A 15,998-nucleotide genomic window follows, 5' to 3' on the forward strand; every position below is an offset into this window, starting at 1 on the left:
TAAACAGAACGGTTGAGCCTCCAAAACACAGAAGCGTGTCACAATAAAGCGCAAATGCTGATCCGGTTCGCCCAGGCTTTGCTATTCCTTAAGCGCATCAAGGCCTTCGATGGCGCGTGAAATGGCGCATTCGATGATCTCTGCTTCGGCCAAACCATTCGCCACAAACGGGTCCTGGGCGACACAGGCTTCAATGCGCTCACGCTCGCCGCGCGCCAGGATGACGCCGCCAGTTCTTGGCACCTTGCGTCCCGAAGCCATGAACATCCCACTCGCGTAATGTTCCTCGAGCCAGGCCATATGCCCCTCCATATGCGGCTCCACCTGCTCCACCGGCACAACGTAGCGCAACGATACGACAAACATCACCCATCCCCTTTTCAGGTCATCGCGAAGCGCGCTTTGAGCATCGCTTCTTCATATTCGCCTTCGGCAGTGGAATCGAACACCACCCCACCGCCCACATTGTAGACGGCTTCCCCACCGGCAAAGAGCGAAACCGTGCGGATCGCCACGTTGAAACGCATGGTGCCGTCGGGTGCGGCCCAGCCGATCGCCCCGCAATAGGCCTCGCGTGGTGCGGCTTCCAGCGCATGAAGAATTTCCATGGCCCGGATTTTCGGTGCTCCCGTAATCGAACCGCATGGAAAGAGGGCGGCAAAGATGTCGCGAAAACCCACATCCGGCCGTAGCTTCGCGCGAACACGACTGACCATTTGATGAACGGTTGGATAGCTTTCCACCCGGAATAGCTCGGGCACATCGAGGGTTCCTACCTCGCTGATGCGGGAGATGTCGTTGCGCAGGAGATCGACGATCATGCGGTTTTCCGCCTGGTTTTTCGGATCGTTGCGCAGGAAGGTTTTTTGCGCCGCATCCTCTTCGGGCGTCGCCCCGCGCGGCGCCGTCCCCTTCATGGGCAGGGTCTCGACCCAGCCATCCCGCGAAACCTGAAAAAACAGTTCTGGCGAACGGGAGACGATTACCGGCCAGCCAAGCTCCACCAGCGCCCCGTATCGCACAGGCTGGCGTGCACCGAGTGCATCGAAAAGCCGGGCAGGATCCCCACGCCAGCGCGCCTTGATGGGAAAGGTCAGGTTCGCCTGATAGCAGTCACCCGCCCGCAAATGCGCGTGAAGGCGTTCAAAACGGCTCTGATATTCCGTGCTGCTCCAGGTCGGCCTGGCGTCGGAAAGCGTGCCATCCCCCACGACAGTTGTAACAATCGGCCGGTCCTCGGGCGGATCGAAAACGCCGAAGCACAGAAGCGGCCCACACCGTCCTTCTGGCAGAAGTGGTCTCAATTTCGGCTCCAGCAGGTACCCGGCTTCATAGGCAATGTATCCGGCCAGCCAGAACCCCTCGCGCCGGATCTTCTCGGCCCGGTCGAGCATGATGTCGAATGTCTCGGCATCCGATGCGGAAAGAACAGCGCGTGGTCGGGAGAAGTGTAGCTCCCGGCCAGCAGCGTCATCGCGAATAAGGACCTGCCCCCGAATTTGTCCGGGCATTGCGTCTGAGAAACCTGTCCTAGCCGTCGAGCGTTTCAAGCTCGTCGATGAGACCCTCGATCACCGAAAGACCCTTGCTCCAGAAATCCGGGTCGCTGGCATCGAGCCCGAAAGGCTCAAGCAGTTCGGAATGATGCTTCGTGCCGCCGGCTTCAAGCATAGCAAAATACTTGTCCTGAAACCCCTCCGGTGCCTGCTGATAAACCGCAAAGAGCGAGTTCACCAGGCAATCGCCGAAAGCATAGGCATAGACATAAAAAGGCGAATGGATGAAGTGGGGAATGTAGGTCCAGAAGGTTTCATAGCCCTCGCGCAGCTTTACGGATGGACCGAGGCATTCTTTCTGGACGTCGAGCCACAATTCACCGATCTGGTCCGAGGTCAGCTCCCCGTCGCTACGGCGTTTTGCATGCACCTTCCGCTCAAACTCGTAGAAAGCGATCTGGCGGACAACCGTATTCAGCATGTCCTCCACCTTCTGCGCCAGCATGGCCTTGCGCTCTCGCTTCTGGGTCGTCCGATCGAGCAGGGAACGGAATGTCAGCATTTCGCCGAACACCGACGCCGTCTCGGCCAGTGTAAGAGGTGTTGGAGCCATCAAGGCTCCCTGCTTTCCAGCCAGAACCTGATGGATGCCATGCCCCATCTCATGAGCCAGCGTCATGACATCCCGCGGTTTGCCGAGATAGTTGAGCAGCAGATATGGATGGACAGCCGGCACCGTGGGATGCGCAAAGGCTCCCGGCGACTTTCCAGGGCGCACGGGCGCATCGATCCAGTTGTGATCGAAGAAGCGGTTCGCAATCTCTGCCATGCGCGGATCGAAAGCCTGATAGGCATCAAGCACCGTCTTCCTGGCCTCTTCCCAGCCTATCACCGCCTGTGGCGTCTCCGGCAATGGTGCATTGCGGTCCCAGTGGTTCAAAACATCCATGCCGAGCCATTTGGCTTTCAGGGCGTAATAGCGATGCGAAAGCTTCGGATAGGCGTTTCGCACCGCTTCGGCCAGCGCGTCCACCACCGGCCGCTCGACCCGGTTCGCCAGATGGCGGGAATCAGCGATATCCTCAAAACCGCGCCACCGGTCGGAGATCTCCTTGTCCTTGGCCAGCGTGTTGGTGATCAGCGTGAAAGTACGCAAATTCCTGGAAAACGTGTCTGCCAGGGCTGCGGCAGCGCTACGACGCTTCTCCCCGTTCGCGTCCTGCAACAGGTTGAGCGTCTGTTCAAGCGCCAGCTCTTCCCCGTCCACGGTGAATCGCAGGCTGGTCATGGTCTCGTCGAACAGCCTGTTCCAGGCGCCTCGCCCGGTTACCGACTTTTCGTGGAAGAGCTGTTCGACCCTGTCTTCCAGCTCGTAGGGCTTGTCCCGACGGATATCGAGCACCCAGGGCCTGTAGCGCGCAAGCCTGGCATCCGCTTCCAGCGCCGCATCGATCACGGCATCGTCGATCTTGTTGAGCTCCAGTGTAAAGAAGATGAGATGCGCGCTCGCATCCGTCAGTTTCTCCTGCACATCTCCGTAAAGCTTTGCACGTTTGGGATCGGAAGTGTCGCCAGCGTAGAGAAGCCCCGCATAGGACACGATGCGGCCCATCAGTTCTTCAATTGCCTCATAGGCTTCAACGGCTTCGCCAAGCCTGCCCTCATTTCCTCTGGCTGCCTCGTCCGCCAGCTTGCCTTTCCAGGCGGTCTCAAAACCGGCAGCTTCCGCCGCAGCGCGATCGAGATCGCGCTTCAATTCAGGCGACTCGATCGCCGGATAAAGGTCAGTCAGATTCCACTCTGGCAGGTTGCCGAGTTCAGAAACTGCGTTTTCAGCCGCTAGCGCCGCATCCGTTGCCGCAGGGCATGATGCCCTGTCAGTGTTCTTGGCCATATAAACCTCGTTGAGCCGAAATCGCTGTCTTCCCGCGGTGCCGAAAGGTTTCGTTCACCGGGATTCTTGAGCCCTTGTTTAGAAGCCTATGCCATTTTGATCCAGCCCGCGCCGAAAAACTGCGCGCGATATCGTAACGCCATTGCATAATTGCGACATGTCCGAAGCCGTTCTCATAGTGGATGATGACCCTGTTCAGCGACGCCTTCTTCAGGCGGCGGTCGAGAAATTGGGACATACTCCCCTCTTTGCAGAAAACGGTCAGGAAGCACTGGACGTACTGGAACAGGCAGAAAAGCCACCATGTACGATCGTGCTTGATCTGGTGATGCCGCATATGAGTGGGCTGGAAATGCTTGACCGTCTTCGCGGAGACGGGACCGAAATCCCGGTCATCGTCCAGACCTCCCGCGGCAGCATAGACACCGCCGTCGAAGCCATGCGCGCCGGAGCTTTCGATTTCATTGTAAAGCCCGTGGCTCCTGCCCGGCTGGGCATAGCCATAAGCAATGCCCTTAGGGTCAGCGCCATGGAAACTCGCCAGCGCCGGGGCGAAAAACCGGCGGAAGCATCGTCATTCAACCAGCTGATCACCAACAGCCCATCGATGGCGCGGGTTATTATGCTGGGCCAGAAGGCGGCTGCCAGCGACATACCCATCCTGATTGAAGGCGAATCCGGCGTTGGCAAAGAGGTCATCGCCCGAGCAATTCAGAGCGAAAGCCGGCGGCGGCGAAAGCCCTTTGTCACGGTCAATTGCGGGGCGATCCCCGACACGCTGGTGGAGAGCATCCTCTTCGGCCATGAAAAGGGGGCCTTCACGGGAGCCACGGAAAAGCGAGCCGGCAAGTTCACCGAGGCTGACACGGGAACGCTCTTCCTGGACGAGATCGGCGACCTTCCTCTCGACGTCCAGGTAAAGCTCCTGCGGGCAGTGCAGCAGGGTGAGGTGGACACGGTCGGCGGGCGCGGCACGCAGAAAGTGGACATTCGCCTGATTTCGGCCACCAATCAGAACCTGATCGAACGCGTAAAGGAGGGCCGGTTTCGCGAGGACCTCTTCTATCGCCTCAATGTCTTTCCGATCATGGTGCCTCCGCTGCGCGACCGAAAGGATGACATCCCTCTGTTGGTGCAGACCTTCATCGCCCGCTTCAGCGACAGTGCGGCACGTCGCGTCACCGGCATTTCGCGAACCGCACTCGAACTGCTTGATCGCTACGACTGGCCTGGCAACATTCGCCAACTGGAGAACGCGGTTTTCCGGGCTGTGGTGCTCTGCGAAACGGGTGTCCTTGATGTCGCGGACTTTCCGCAGATCTTCGCCCAGGTCGAAGGGCTTGATCCCTATGAAACGCTGAATGGCGGCATTGAGACTGCCGGCCGTGCCCGCACTGCACATCTGGCGGCGCAAGAGACCCTGCAGCACAAGCCGGCTGCCCCCCGTGATCTCCCCGGGCAGATCGCCGTTCTGGACGAAAACGACAATGTGCGCCCGCTCGAGGAGATCGAAGGCGATATCATCAGATTTGCTCTGGATCACTACGGCGGTCAGATGAGCGAGATAGCCCGGCGGTTGGGAATCGGGCGTTCAACCCTCTACCGGAAACTCAAAGACATGGGCATCGATCCGGCCGAGCGCACACGCGCAAAAGACGATTGAGGCCTTAAGGTCACAGTCCAGAGTTTAACTCCCTGTTTACCCTGCGGCGGCTTGTCTCATTTTGCCACGATATCGCCATCCTCTTCGCGCATTCCTCCTTTAATAAGATCGAATTAACCATTAAATAGAATAATCGGAAGGTGGGAACCACACAGTCCGAGCCTCAGGCTCGGGGGACAAACACCAGCCTGTAAGGCCACGGATCTTGAAACAAAACGACGTTCACGTTCTTGGGTGGCGTTTGCCTGCGCTCATACGCGTGAGGCTTCTCGCCGGTTTGATGCTAGCAATTGGCGCGTTTGTCGCAGCAGCGCCGGCCGCCCACGCCGAAACACGCACCCTGAAGCTCTACTTCATACACACGAAGGAGCGTGCGGAAATCACCTTCAAAAAGAATGGTCGCTACATTCAGAGCGGCCTGAAGCAGGTGAACCGCTTCCTGCGCGACTGGCGCCAGAACGAACCCACCAACATGGATCCGCAGGTCCTTGACCTGTTGTGGGAAGTTTATCGCGCAGCCGGTGCCCGCGACTATATCCACGTCGTCTCGGCCTACCGCTCACCCAAAACGAATGCCATGCTGCGTAGCCGCTCGAGCGGAGTTGCCAAGAAGAGCCAGCACATGCTCGGCAAGGCGATTGATTTCTACATTCCAGGCGTAAAGCTCTCCAATTTGCGGAACGCCGCCCTTAAATTCCAGGCTGGCGGTGTCGGGTATTACCCCCGTTCCGGTTCTCCCTTTATTCACATCGACGTCGGTGGTGTACGCCATTGGCCCCGCATGAGCCGCAAACAGCTTCTGGCCGTCTTCCCGGATGGAAAGACCATGCACGTTCCCACAGACGGCAAACCTCTGCCCGGATACAAGCAGGCGCTTGCTGCCTATGAGTCTCGCAAGCGGAACGGTAGCTCGATCCAGGTCGCACGTGACAATGGCGGTGGCAGTGGCCGCGGTCTCTTGGCTGCGCTCTTTGGTGGCGGCGCCGACGAGGAAGAGGATACCGCCGAGACGACAACGGTCGTCGCACGGCAGCAGCCCGTGGCCCGCCAGCCCGAGGCGCCGGCGGCAGCACCCGCACCGCAGCCGGAACCCGAGACTCCGAGCACAATACTGGCCGCCCTTCCGCAGCGCAGCCTGCCGACGCCACGTTCTGCCCCGCGCCCGGATGTGGCTGTCGGCCAGCAACTGCCCTTCGAAGTCAAGCCGGTGGAAGAAGCCCCGGCCATCGAGCAGGCGACACCGGAGAACGCCGGAACCGCGGTGCTGGTAGCCGCCAACATCCCGATTCCGACACGCCGTCCGGAATATGTGCCTGATGCGGCCACGCAGGAAGCTCTGGTACAGATCGCCTCGGCCCAGACTGATGCACCGGACGCGATTGCCGGCGTCCTGGCCGATGATACCGAAACCGGGCAGTCCATAACCACAGCTGCCTATCTGCCAATGCCCTCCGGCCGCCCCGAGCGCACAGTAGCCGACGAGTTCACGCTCGCAGCACTTCCTGAGCCGCGCCCGCAGACCGAAACGGCGGAATTGAAGAGCGATTTCGCCCTTGCTGGTGATGCGGAAGTGGAGGAGACAGTCAGCGCTCCTCCCCCTCAGGAGCAGCGTGGAGAGCCGGTTTCCGCATCCCCGCGCAAAGCGCTTCTCGCACGTGCGGACGATCTCCCCCAGGGCCGACATGAAAGCCGGGCGCGCAGCACGCGAAAATCGGCCAAACCGGGCCCGAATGACGTTGCCCGCGGTGCGCAGCCCGTGGTGGTTGCCACCTTGGGCGAAGCACCGACCCGCGCACTCAGTCAGAATTCGATGCTGACAGAAGCCACTCCTCCAACCCGCCCTCCGGCTTTCGACAGCGAGTTCGTCCGTTCGCCCGAAACCGTTTATACGACCGGGTTCCAGCAGGACATTACCGTGGCTGACGCCACTCGTTTCTCCGGAAAGGCCGTCAACTTCATCTCCATGGCCCGTTTCCGTACCAACTGAGATACGGCGGAAATTCAACAAAAAAGCGGGACCTCGCGGCCCCGCTTTTTTTGCGTCTTGCGCGAGAGATAATCAGTCCTTGAGGCCGCTCGCCGCCTGAGCCAGGGCTTCGATGCTGGCCCAGTCCCCGGCTTCGATCGCTGCGTCAGGCGCCACCCAGGATCCGCCCACGCAGATCACATTCGGCAGTGAAAGGTAATCTCCCACATTCTTCGGCGATATCCCGCCTGTCGGGCAAAAGCGGATGGAGGCGAGTGGAGAAGAAAGAGCCTTGAGAAAGGCCGCGCCACCTGACTGCTCGGCCGGGAAGAACTTGAGCAGGCTGTAACCCTCTTCCCGCGCGGCCATCACCTCGCTTGGCGTCGCCGCACCTGGAAGAAACGGCACTGCGGACATCGAGGCCGCATCGAGCAGCTCCTGCGTGATCCCGGGGCTAACGATGAACCGGGCGCCAGCCGCCACCGCATAGGAAAAATCCTTCGAAGTCAGGATTGTGCCCGCACCAACAATCGCTTCCGGCACTTCTTCGCTTACGAGACGAATGGCATCGATGGCATCGGGTGTGCGCAGCGTGATCTCGATCGCCGGCAATCCACCCTTCACCAGCGCCTGCGCAAGCGGCACGGCGTCTGCCAGCCGATCGATCTTGAGAACCGGAATCACCGGCTGTCCTTGCAGGATAGCCAGCAGCACCTCGTTCTTCTTCTGCATGGCAGCGTTCATGTGCAAACGTCTCCTCAAAATCTTCAATCTCCGGGCGAAATCGCAGCGTTAAAACGGTTCAATACACGGATTTCGCCGCCCATGAACACTTTTCTCCGGAAACTCGCAAGCTGCAAGGTTCATAACGCTGCCCCCAAAAGCCGCCTCAGCCGGAGAAAAAGCGCCCACAAACGCGATCCCAAAGCGCCGAACGGCAAGCGTCGCGCCAGCGCATCACGGGTTACAGGTCCCACGATACCATCCGAAACGAGGCCGGCTTCTGTTTGAAAGCGCTGCACCGCACGGCCGGTCTGCGGGCCGAAAACGCCATCCACCGCGACCCGTTGACCGTGGGCGCAGAGCATTAACTGCAGGCTTCTCACGGCGGCACCCCGCGCACCGATCCGCAACGTCTCCGCCGCGCAGAGCAGTCCGTCTGCCGCATGAGCCCGGTAAGCCCGGGCGAGCTTTCGGTCATACTGATTACGCCTGTAGCCCGGACCATTATAGCCGCGAGCAAAGCGCGCCCAGTCCCGCGCCACCAGAGCATCCATCAACCCTGCTTTCTCGATATACCGCAGCATCAGCCGAACCTGTCCGGCGATCCCGCTTCGTGCCTCCGCGACCAGGGCTTCCACATCGGCAAAGCCAAGCCAGCTCCAGTGCGCTCCCATCACCTGACCCAGCCCCCAGGAGACAGATTCGCAGGCAGCCTTTCGGTCAATGCGCGCCGCCCTTTCGAAAAGCGCCCAGCGTTCCGCCTGACCACGCGGGTTCGCAATTTCTCCAACCTCCGGCGAAGCCAGCCCCGCCGCTCGTGCCTCCGCACGTTTGGTACCGGCAAGCCTTCGATCGAAATAGTGGCCTTCAAACCGGATGACCGGCTCCGCTCGCCCACGCAGCATGACGTGCGATCTTCCGCCACTCTCCACCTGTGCCACCGCCAGAAGAATGGCCGGTTCGATCCCCGCCTTCGAGGCCGCTCCGCTGATTTCCGTGATTGCCGCTTTTGAAAACATTGCTCTCGCCTATGGTTGCATTGAACAATTATCGTCGAGAACAACCGTGAGGGGATAAACGCCAGCACTCGCAGCCTGGAGATCGAATACGACCCCTCACACAAGCCGGAAAAACACTGCTTTTTCTTGCATAGCGGTCAGGACAGGCGTAGGAGACCGCGCATGATTTCTTCCTCACCCGAACAAAGATTTCGCGTTGCCGCGCTCTATCGCTTTGCCGCCCTTCCAGAGCATGAGGCATTGCGTTCCGAGCTTGCCGCCTTCTGCTGCGAGCGTGGCATTCGCGGTACACTGCTCCTGGCTGCAGAGGGCATCAACGGCACAGTAGCCGGAACGCCGGAGGCCATCGAAGCGCTCATCGCACATCTTGAGGGAATGCCCGCGCTGAGTGGTTTGGAGGTCAAGTACAGCACCGCCTCCGAAATGCCCTTTCACCGCATGAAAGTCCGGTTGAAAAAGGAAATAGTCACCATGGGAGTCCCCGCGGTCGATCCTGTCAATCAGGCGGGAACCTATGTAGAGCCGGCCGAGTGGAACTCATTGATCGTCGACCCCGATACGGTGGTCGTCGACACCCGCAACGCCTATGAGACCGCCATCGGCACCTTCTCCCGCGCCGTGGACCCAGGAACTGAAACCTTCCGCGATTTCCCCGCCTGGGCCGAGCGAAATCTCAACCGCCTCAAGGGCCGCAAGGTCGCCATGTTCTGCACTGGCGGCATCCGCTGCGAGAAGGCGACGGCATACATGAAGCTGATCGGCGTCGATGACGTCTATCACCTTAAAGGCGGCATCCTGAAATATCTCGAAGAAGTTCCGCCAGAAGAGAGCCTTTGGGAAGGAGAGTGTTTCGTATTCGATGAACGCGTCTCTGTTCGCCACGGGCTCGAAGAGGGTGAAGCGACGCTCTGCCGGGCCTGCAGGCATCCGCTGACACCGCAGGAGCGCGCGTCTCCCCTGTTCCAGGAAGGCATTGCCTGTCCCCGTTGCGCTGAGAGCCGCAGTGAAGCAGACCGCACCCGCTATGCCGAGCGGCAGCGTCAGATCGAGCTTGCCGAAAAGCGCGGCGACCGCTTCCCCATCGGCGCACCGGCAGGGAAGCAACGCGCCTAGCGTTCATCCAATGCCTGCAAGATCCTCAAGGATCGCATCGGCATGGCTCCACAGAATGGCACTTCCTTCACCTTCCAGCCGCATAAGCTTGCTGTTCGGCAGACGCTTGCTGAGGGTCTCTCCAAAATCCGGCGCGTGCACCGGGCTTGTGTCGGCCAGGCCATACCACAGACGCACCGGACAGGTGATATCCTCGAGCCGAAATGGCCATGGCGCCATGGCAAGACGCGTATCGCGTGCATATCCCGCAGCGCCGTGGCGGAAGCCCTCATCGAGAGCCCTTCGATAAAGGGGCGCGAAGGTCTCGGCGGCGTAAAATGCCCGATCCTGCGGTCCGCTCATGGTCTCGATCATCTGCCAAAGCCACTCCGCGGTCGCGATGGCAGCGATGTCAGCCTCCAGCCGTTCAGGATCGTCTTTGGCAAGCTGCACCATGTTTGCCACCGCTTCGGGCAGTTGCGATAACACCCCGGGCGAGGCAAGCTCATCCTGCCCTGACACCACCGAAACCGCCTTGACCAAACCGATATCCGCCAGCGCCAGGGCAAAGGGCGCTCCTTGCGAGAATCCGATGGCGACAGCCTCATTGACCCCAAGATGCCGAAGCAGGTAGGCAACGTCGCCGCTCCAGCTCGCAAAGCTCTTTTCTGCGTTTGTGTCTGAAGCACCAAGACCCGCCCGGTCTACGGAAAGAATGCGCAAGCCCATTCGCCGGGCCGCCTCCTCGCCAAAAGGGATTGCCCCTGCCATCCCGGCCCCGGGGCAAAAGATAACGGCTTTACCATTTTGAGCTCCCCACTCGTGCCAGCCAAGACGCCGGCCGTCGGGGAGATTCAGTCGATGGGAAAAAACATCGTTCACGGTCGATACCTGCAAAAATAAGGGGGCGGGAGCCATTGCCACCGGACGTGCGAAATGTCAAAGCCAAATCAACCTGTCCCGGGCATCGCCGCAGCGATGTTCGCACGCGCAAAACGCTTCAGGTTGGCTTGCTTAACGCCGGCGCGTGCGTGGATCGCGACGCCGGTCAGCGTCGCCAGCATCAACTGGGCGAGACCTGCCGGATCTCTCACCCCCTTTCCCTCGTCCGCTGCACGCAGGATACGCCTCCTCAGCTGTTCCTCGATTTCAGTGATCAAGTCCGCAAGAGCCCGGCCGATTTCCTTGTCGGCAAGCGCTTCTGCAGGGGCCGTACACAGCACAAGACAACCCGGCGCGGTGCCTTCGTGATAGAAGGCGATAACCGCATCAAAGAAATCCACCAGCACCTTCGACAGCGCTCCATCCCCCTCCAGCGCCGGCGAAACCGCCACCCGCATCCGTCGCCGATAATCTTCAAGCGCAGCCAGATACATAGCCTTCTTGTTGCCGAACGCCGCAAAAAGGCTCGGGCGGTTCATCCCCGCAGCGCGGGCGATCTCTTCCAGAGACGCGGCGGCGTAGCCGCGCACCCGAAATGCTTCCGCAATCGCAATAAGAGCTGCTTCGCGATCATAGGCAGGCGGCCGGCCCCGACGTGAGCTCATTTTGTACCATCTTGCATAAAAATCATCTTTATGCATTTTTATGCGAAACAGTACAAATATCAAGGCATGCGATGACCGCCCAGGACCAACACCCCCGAAACGCGGGCATGGGCACCCTCGCCTGGGGTCAGGGAAGAGACGGAAGCTTGACGAGCACGGAGAAAATCCGCCTCATCGGTAATCTTGCCTACGTGCAGATACGCGAACGGTTCGACACCATGCGATGCCAGCTGGACCTTCTTGTTCCAGCGCAACTCGAGCTTGAATCAATCCTGCCTCCGAACACTGCATTGGTTGAAGACGCACTTGGATTGGCGAGTGAAACGCATCAGGACGCATTGTTCTACCACAGCTGGCGGACTTACCTCTTTGGAGCTCTCATCGCGGCTCACGAGCGATTGGCATATGATCCCTCTCTGTTTTTCGCGGCGGCCATCCTCCACGATATCGGGCTGACGGAGCATCATGAACCGCATCTTTGCTCACGTTGCTTTGCGCTGAGTGGTGGTGAGCGGGTTCGCGCGCATCTTCGTAGCAAAGGGCACGCTGAAACAGCGGCTCAAAAAGTCGGCAATGCAATCGCGCTCCATCTGAATGGATGGGTGTCCGCCCGGACACACGGCGCCGAGGCACATCTGGTCTCACGCGGTGCGGTCTGCGACCTGTTCGGCGCGGGCCGACATCGTATTGCACCCGCCACACTGTCTGCAGTGCTTGAGCGTTTCCCGCGAAACGGGGTCATCGAAGCGCTTCAGTTCGAAACCGCCAGGCATAAAGAAGGCACCCGTCCGGCCGTCATGACCAGCCTTTCAAGGGGCAAGGCGCCCGCAGAGCCTTTCTGATAATCGTCAGTCTCCCGAGATGAGCAGCGTTGTCATTGCAATGCAATGAATGCATCCCTACTTTCCTGCCAACCCCAGGGTGTATGTCGCGCGAAACGAGGAGATGCGGATGTTCGATCCCAAGAAACTGCTGAACGATCTTTTGGGCTCGCAGGTGCCCGGAACTGAGGGCACAGTGCGTGACAAGGCAGGTCAGGCCGTTCAGCTTGCCAAGGACAATCCGCTTGCGACCGGCGCAATCGCAGCCGTCCTTTTGGGCACCAGCGCAGGACGTTCGGTCACCGGTAGCGCACTCAAGCTTGGTGGCATCGCCGCCGTGGCCGGTTTGGCCTACAAGGCCTATCAGAATTATCAGGCAGGCAAGGAGCCCACCGAGGCTGCCAGGGAAGGCGAGCTTCTTCCTCCGCCGGAGGATACAAGCTTCGACCCCGCACAGGCTCCGCAGGGCGAGGCCGAGTTCGCCCTCGCTCTCGTGCGCGCCATGATCGCCGCTGCCCGGGCCGACGGGCACATCGACGAAGCCGAGCGTGGCAAGATTGCCGACAAGCTCAAGCTGGCGGGCATAGATGGCGAGGCAGAAGCCTTCCTCCTGCAGGAACTGGAGCGCCCGGTCGATCTAGACGCTTTGGTCGAAGCCGCCCAGACCGACGCCCAGAAAATCGAGCTCTACACGGCTTCGCGGCTTACCATCGAGCCGAAGACCCGTGCCGAGCGCGGCTATCTCGACATGCTCGCCGGCCGCCTGCGCCTGCCCGACCCGCTTGTCGACCACATCGAGGCAACCGTCTCCGAAGCAACGGCCTGACCGTTTCTCAATCGTCCGGTCATGCTCTTCCAGTCGTGGCCACCCCGACGAAAAGCGGGCCTCAACGTCAATGCCCCCTTCTCCCCACACGCGGGGAGAAGGTAAGGATGAGGGGCGAGCATCCGCATTCCCGAAATGCCCACCACGTCACACACACCACCTCGTCCCCGGCGCTTGCCCCATCCTCCCTTGACCCCGCCGTCACGCCCCTCCTAATATCCGGTTCGGGCAGCGCGTGATGGCTGCCTCTGTCCCAAGGTTCGGGCGGCATTCGGGGCGCGAATGTCCAGATCTGACCACCATGCATTCTCGCTGACCAGCGCGCGGCATTTGTCCGCACCAATGATCTATGGTGGTTTCATGTTCAAACGCACTTTTGTGAGCCTCGCCCTCATCGCTTCTCTTTCCACTGCGGCTCTCGCCGAAAAGCTCACAGTCTTCGCTGCCGCCAGCATGAAGGACGCCATCGAGCGCGCCGCAGGCGAGTATCAGGCTGCCGGTGGCGAAAAAGTCGTCGTCTCGTTCGCCTCCAGTTCCGTTCTCGCCCGACAGATCGAGGCCGGGGCGCCGGCGGATGTGTTTATCTCGGCAAACACCGACTGGATGGCCTATCTGGTCGAACGTGATCTGGTCCGCCACGATAGCGAAACCATCATCGCTGCCAACAATCTCGTCATCGCGGTCGCCGAGGGTACTGGGCAGGTGGAGAGCCCCGGTACCCTGCTCGACAATCGCTTCGCCATGGGCGACCCGAGCCATGTGCCCGCCGGCAAATATGCCCGTACGGCTCTCGAACACCTCGGTCTTTGGAATGACGTCGAGAAGAATGCGGTGTTTGGCGAAAACGTCCGTGTTGCGCTCGAACTGGCCAGCCGTGGTGAGGTGAAAGCAGCAATCGTCTACGGGTCAGACCAGAAGGCCGCCGGCGATCTGATACGCGCCTATGTCTTCCCGGAAGAAAGCCACGCGCCGATCCTCTACCCGGCCGCCGCCACGAAAAACGGGGCTGAAAGTGCCGAAGCCTTCCTCGCCTTCCTGAAAAGCGACGCCGGCCGCGCGATTTTCTCCGAATTCGGTTTTTCCGAGATAGCGGACTAGACTGCCGACATGGGTGAGACCGAACTTTCGATCATACTCCTGTCCGCGAAGGTGGCGTTCACCGCGATCCTCTGCGCGCTCGTGCCGGCCTTTGCGGTGGCCTGGCTCCTCGCCCGCAGGGAGTTTGCCGGCAAGAGCATCGTTCAGGCGCTGGTCACCCTGCCTCTCGTGTTGCCGCCGGTCGTCACCGGCTATGGCCTGTTGATCCTGTTCGGCTCCAAAGGGACCCTCGGCCAGCTTTTTGAAAACCTGTTCGGCATAAGCTTCGCCTTCCGCTGGACAGGCGCAGCGCTTGCCGCCGGTGTCATGGCGTTTCCGCTCCTTGTACGCCCCATCCGCCTCTCGCTGGAAGCAATGGACCGGGGCCTTGGCGAGGCTGCGCGCACGCTCGGCGCATCGCGTCTGACCGTGTTCTTCACCGTCACCCTGCCGCTCGCCTTGCCAGGCATCATTGCCGGCGCCGTTCTCGGCTTTGCCAAGGCGCTGGGCGAATTCGGCGCGACGATCACCTTCGTCTCCAACATTCCCGGCGAAACACAGACGCTGTCGCTCGCCATCTATGCGCTGCTGCAATCCCCATCGGGCGATGCCGCCGCCCTTCGCCTGATCGCAATCGCCGTTGCCCTGGCGCTCGCCGCCATTGTCGCGTCCGAATATCTGGCCCGAAAACTCACCGCAGGAGCGCGCGCATGACTGTGCTCGACGTCGATATCAGGGGCCGCGCCGGCAGCTTTGAAATCGAAACCGCCTTTCAGGCCGGCGCGGGCGTGACAGCTCTCTTCGGGCCATCGGGTGCCGGCAAATCCACGCTCCTGAAGATGATCGCCGGCACGGCACGTCCGCAGTCGGGGCGCATCATTGCCGGCGGGCGCACACTGTTCAACTCAGCCACCAGCACCAACCTCCCACCGGAAAAACGCGGCATCGGCTTCGTCTTTCAGGATGCCCGCCTCTTCCCGCATCTCTCGGTGCGCAAAAACCTGACCTATGCGCGCTGGGCCGGTCGCCGTCGCGCATCCCGCGCCTTCGATGAAGTGGTTTCTCTGCTCGGCCTTGATGATCGCCTCGACGCCGCACCCACAACACTTTCAGGCGGCGAGCGCCAGCGTGTCGCCATCGGCCGGGCGTTACTCGCCGACCCCGCTCTTCTTCTCATGGATGAGCCACTGTCTTCGCTCGACAAGGCGCGGCGCAGCGAGATCCTGCCCTATCTGGAAACCATCCGCACCGAGGCCGGTATTCCCATCCTCTATGTAAGCCATGAAACCTCAGAGGTCGCACGTCTGGCAGATACGGTCGTCCTCATTGAGAACGGACGCGTGACCGATAGCGGCCCCACCGCCGCAATCCTCGCCCGCCTCGGCCTCGCCGCCGGCAGCGATCCCGCAGAGGCCGGGGTGATCCTCGAGGGCCATGTCACGAATGTCGACTCCGCCTACCACACCGCCGTCATCGCACTCGGAGATGATCGCATCGAGCTGACCGGCAATGGTTTCGCCCCGGGCATGACTGTTCGCCTGCGTGTTCTCGCCGGCGATGTCGCCATCGCCAATGCGCCCCATGACGGACTGTCGATCCGCAACCAGCTTGCCGCGACGGTTGATGAGATACGCCGCGACGGCGCTTATGCCATGGTAGCCCTGACGTTGGGCGGGCAACGGCTGCTCGCACGCATCACGGCGAAATCCTCGGACCAGCTCGCTCTCCACCCCGGCGAACACGTCTACGCGTTGCTCAAGGCCGTGTCGGTTGAGATGGCCAGGCTGGAGCCCCTCTCCAGTTAAACAACGCACCTCTTCACGCGTGTCCAACTTTCTCTTGCATCGCATTCGGCCCGGTGAAAACATGCCGAC

Annotated in this window: 15 protein-coding genes; 8 read left to right on the top strand and 7 right to left on the bottom strand. The window is 60.8% G+C overall.

Going from position 1 to position 15,998, the window contains the following annotated elements:
• Positions 1 to 81: 81 nt before the first annotated feature.
• Genes HF949_RS16535 through HF949_RS16545 form a run of 3 tightly spaced genes read right to left on the bottom strand, consistent with a single transcriptional unit; the run spans position 82 to position 3,390 of the window.
• Positions 82 to 366, bottom strand: a complete 285-nt coding sequence (locus HF949_RS16535; protein WP_292897058.1) for a YciI family protein — start codon at positions 364 to 366, stop codon at positions 82 to 84.
• Positions 367 to 380: 14 nt separating this feature from the next.
• Positions 381 to 1,511 (bottom strand): aminodeoxychorismate synthase component I, encoded by a 1,131-nt coding sequence (locus tag HF949_RS16540; RefSeq protein ID WP_292897059.1) that lies wholly within the window; start codon positions 1,509 to 1,511, stop codon positions 381 to 383.
• 19 nt (positions 1,512 to 1,530) lie between these two features.
• Positions 1,531 to 3,390 carry a M3 family oligoendopeptidase gene (locus tag HF949_RS16545; protein WP_292897061.1) on the bottom strand — a complete coding sequence of 620 codons (1,860 nt, stop codon included), beginning with the start codon at positions 3,388 to 3,390 and terminating at the stop codon, positions 1,531 to 1,533.
• 157 nt (positions 3,391 to 3,547) lie between these two features.
• Here HF949_RS16545 and HF949_RS16550 point away from each other — a divergent pair, with 157 nt between their 5' ends.
• Together HF949_RS16550 and HF949_RS16555 are read left to right on the top strand one after the other, a co-directional pair.
• On the top strand, positions 3,548 to 5,053 hold the full coding sequence (locus tag HF949_RS16550) for a sigma-54-dependent transcriptional regulator (protein WP_292897062.1): 1,506 nt from the start codon (positions 3,548 to 3,550) through the stop codon (positions 5,051 to 5,053).
• 205 nt (positions 5,054 to 5,258) lie between these two features.
• The gene (locus HF949_RS16555) at positions 5,259 to 7,040 is read left to right on the top strand and encodes a DUF882 domain-containing protein (protein ID WP_366931273.1); all 1,782 of its coding nucleotides are present in this window, start codon (positions 5,259 to 5,261) and stop codon (positions 7,038 to 7,040) included.
• A 72-nt stretch (positions 7,041 to 7,112) separates the two neighbouring features.
• On the opposite strand, the gene HF949_RS16560 is transcribed toward HF949_RS16555, so the two are convergent.
• Entirely contained in the window at positions 7,113 to 7,751 is a 639-nt protein-coding gene (locus tag HF949_RS16560) for a 2-dehydro-3-deoxy-phosphogluconate aldolase (RefSeq protein ID WP_292900271.1), read from the bottom strand.
• Positions 7,752 to 7,882: 131 nt separating this feature from the next.
• Positions 7,883 to 8,761 carry an N-acetylmuramidase domain-containing protein gene (locus tag HF949_RS16565; RefSeq protein WP_292897064.1) on the bottom strand — a complete coding sequence of 293 codons (879 nt, stop codon included), beginning with the start codon at positions 8,759 to 8,761 and terminating at the stop codon, positions 7,883 to 7,885.
• Positions 8,762 to 8,923: 162 nt separating this feature from the next.
• Between HF949_RS16565 and trhO the strand changes: the two genes are divergently transcribed.
• Positions 8,924 to 9,874 (top strand): oxygen-dependent tRNA uridine(34) hydroxylase TrhO, encoded by a 951-nt coding sequence (trhO, locus tag HF949_RS16570; protein WP_292897066.1) that lies wholly within the window; start codon positions 8,924 to 8,926, stop codon positions 9,872 to 9,874.
• Positions 9,875 to 9,877: 3 nt separating this feature from the next.
• Here the strand turns inward: trhO and HF949_RS16575 are convergent, their stop codons facing one another.
• Both HF949_RS16575 and HF949_RS16580 read right to left on the bottom strand, forming a co-directional pair.
• A complete protein-coding gene (locus HF949_RS16575) occupies positions 9,878 to 10,624 on the bottom strand; it encodes an alpha/beta fold hydrolase (RefSeq protein WP_292897067.1) in 747 nt (248 codons plus the stop codon).
• Between the two features lie 179 nt (positions 10,625 to 10,803).
• Positions 10,804 to 11,400: a TetR/AcrR family transcriptional regulator gene (locus HF949_RS16580; protein WP_292897069.1), complete on the bottom strand. Its 597-nt coding sequence runs from the start codon at positions 11,398 to 11,400 to the stop codon at positions 10,804 to 10,806.
• Between HF949_RS16580 and HF949_RS16585 the strand changes: the two genes are divergently transcribed.
• The 5 genes from HF949_RS16585 to modC all read left to right on the top strand — a co-directional run bounded on the left by HF949_RS16585 (position 11,391) and on the right by modC (position 15,929).
• The gene (locus tag HF949_RS16585; RefSeq protein WP_292897070.1) at positions 11,391 to 12,242 is read left to right on the top strand and encodes an HD domain-containing protein; all 852 of its coding nucleotides are present in this window, start codon (positions 11,391 to 11,393) and stop codon (positions 12,240 to 12,242) included. The genes HF949_RS16580 and HF949_RS16585 overlap by 10 nt on opposite strands.
• 109 nt (positions 12,243 to 12,351) lie before the next feature.
• Positions 12,352 to 13,047, top strand: a complete 696-nt coding sequence (locus HF949_RS16590; protein WP_292897072.1) for a tellurite resistance TerB family protein — start codon at positions 12,352 to 12,354, stop codon at positions 13,045 to 13,047.
• A gap of 360 nt (positions 13,048 to 13,407) precedes the next feature.
• Positions 13,408 to 14,145, top strand: a complete 738-nt coding sequence (modA, locus tag HF949_RS16595; RefSeq protein ID WP_441338415.1) for a molybdate ABC transporter substrate-binding protein — start codon at positions 13,408 to 13,410, stop codon at positions 14,143 to 14,145.
• Between the two features lie 9 nt (positions 14,146 to 14,154).
• Entirely contained in the window at positions 14,155 to 14,838 is a 684-nt protein-coding gene (gene modB, locus HF949_RS16600; protein WP_292897075.1) for a molybdate ABC transporter permease subunit, read from the top strand.
• Positions 14,835 to 15,929: a molybdenum ABC transporter ATP-binding protein gene (modC, locus tag HF949_RS16605; protein ID WP_292897077.1), complete on the top strand. Its 1,095-nt coding sequence runs from the start codon at positions 14,835 to 14,837 to the stop codon at positions 15,927 to 15,929. Before modB ends, modC begins: the two co-directional genes overlap by 4 nt.
• The last annotated feature ends 69 nt before the right edge of the window (positions 15,930 to 15,998 follow it).

The organism is Nitratireductor sp., assembly GCF_017794765.1.
In the GTDB taxonomy this organism is placed as follows: Bacteria; Pseudomonadota; Alphaproteobacteria; order Rhizobiales; family Rhizobiaceae; genus Nitratireductor.

Excerpts from the sequence above, each read along its gene's own strand:
- HF949_RS16535 (WP_292897058.1), bottom strand. The coding sequence starts at position 366 with ATGTTTGTCGTATCGTTGCGCTACGTTGTGCCGGTGGAGCAGGTGGAG.
- HF949_RS16580 (WP_292897069.1), bottom strand. The coding sequence starts at position 11,400 with ATGAGCTCACGTCGGGGCCGGCCGCCTGCCTATGATCGCGAAGCAGCT.
- HF949_RS16590 (WP_292897072.1), top strand. The coding sequence starts at position 12,352 with ATGTTCGATCCCAAGAAACTGCTGAACGATCTTTTGGGCTCGCAGGTG.
- HF949_RS16550 (WP_292897062.1), top strand. The coding sequence starts at position 3,548 with ATGTCCGAAGCCGTTCTCATAGTGGATGATGACCCTGTTCAGCGACGC.
- modA (WP_441338415.1), top strand. The coding sequence starts at position 13,408 with ATGTTCAAACGCACTTTTGTGAGCCTCGCCCTCATCGCTTCTCTTTCC.
- HF949_RS16560 (WP_292900271.1), bottom strand. The coding sequence starts at position 7,751 with ATGCAGAAGAAGAACGAGGTGCTGCTGGCTATCCTGCAAGGACAGCCG.
- trhO (WP_292897066.1), top strand. The coding sequence starts at position 8,924 with ATGATTTCTTCCTCACCCGAACAAAGATTTCGCGTTGCCGCGCTCTAT.
- modB (WP_292897075.1), top strand. The coding sequence starts at position 14,155 with ATGGGTGAGACCGAACTTTCGATCATACTCCTGTCCGCGAAGGTGGCG.
- modC (WP_292897077.1), top strand. The coding sequence starts at position 14,835 with ATGACTGTGCTCGACGTCGATATCAGGGGCCGCGCCGGCAGCTTTGAA.
- HF949_RS16540 (WP_292897059.1), bottom strand. The coding sequence starts at position 1,511 with ATGCCCGGACAAATTCGGGGGCAGGTCCTTATTCGCGATGACGCTGCT.
- HF949_RS16565 (WP_292897064.1), bottom strand. The coding sequence starts at position 8,761 with ATGTTTTCAAAAGCGGCAATCACGGAAATCAGCGGAGCGGCCTCGAAG.
- HF949_RS16575 (WP_292897067.1), bottom strand. The coding sequence starts at position 10,624 with ATGGCAGGGGCAATCCCTTTTGGCGAGGAGGCGGCCCGGCGAATGGGC.
- HF949_RS16545 (WP_292897061.1), bottom strand. The coding sequence starts at position 3,390 with ATGGCCAAGAACACTGACAGGGCATCATGCCCTGCGGCAACGGATGCG.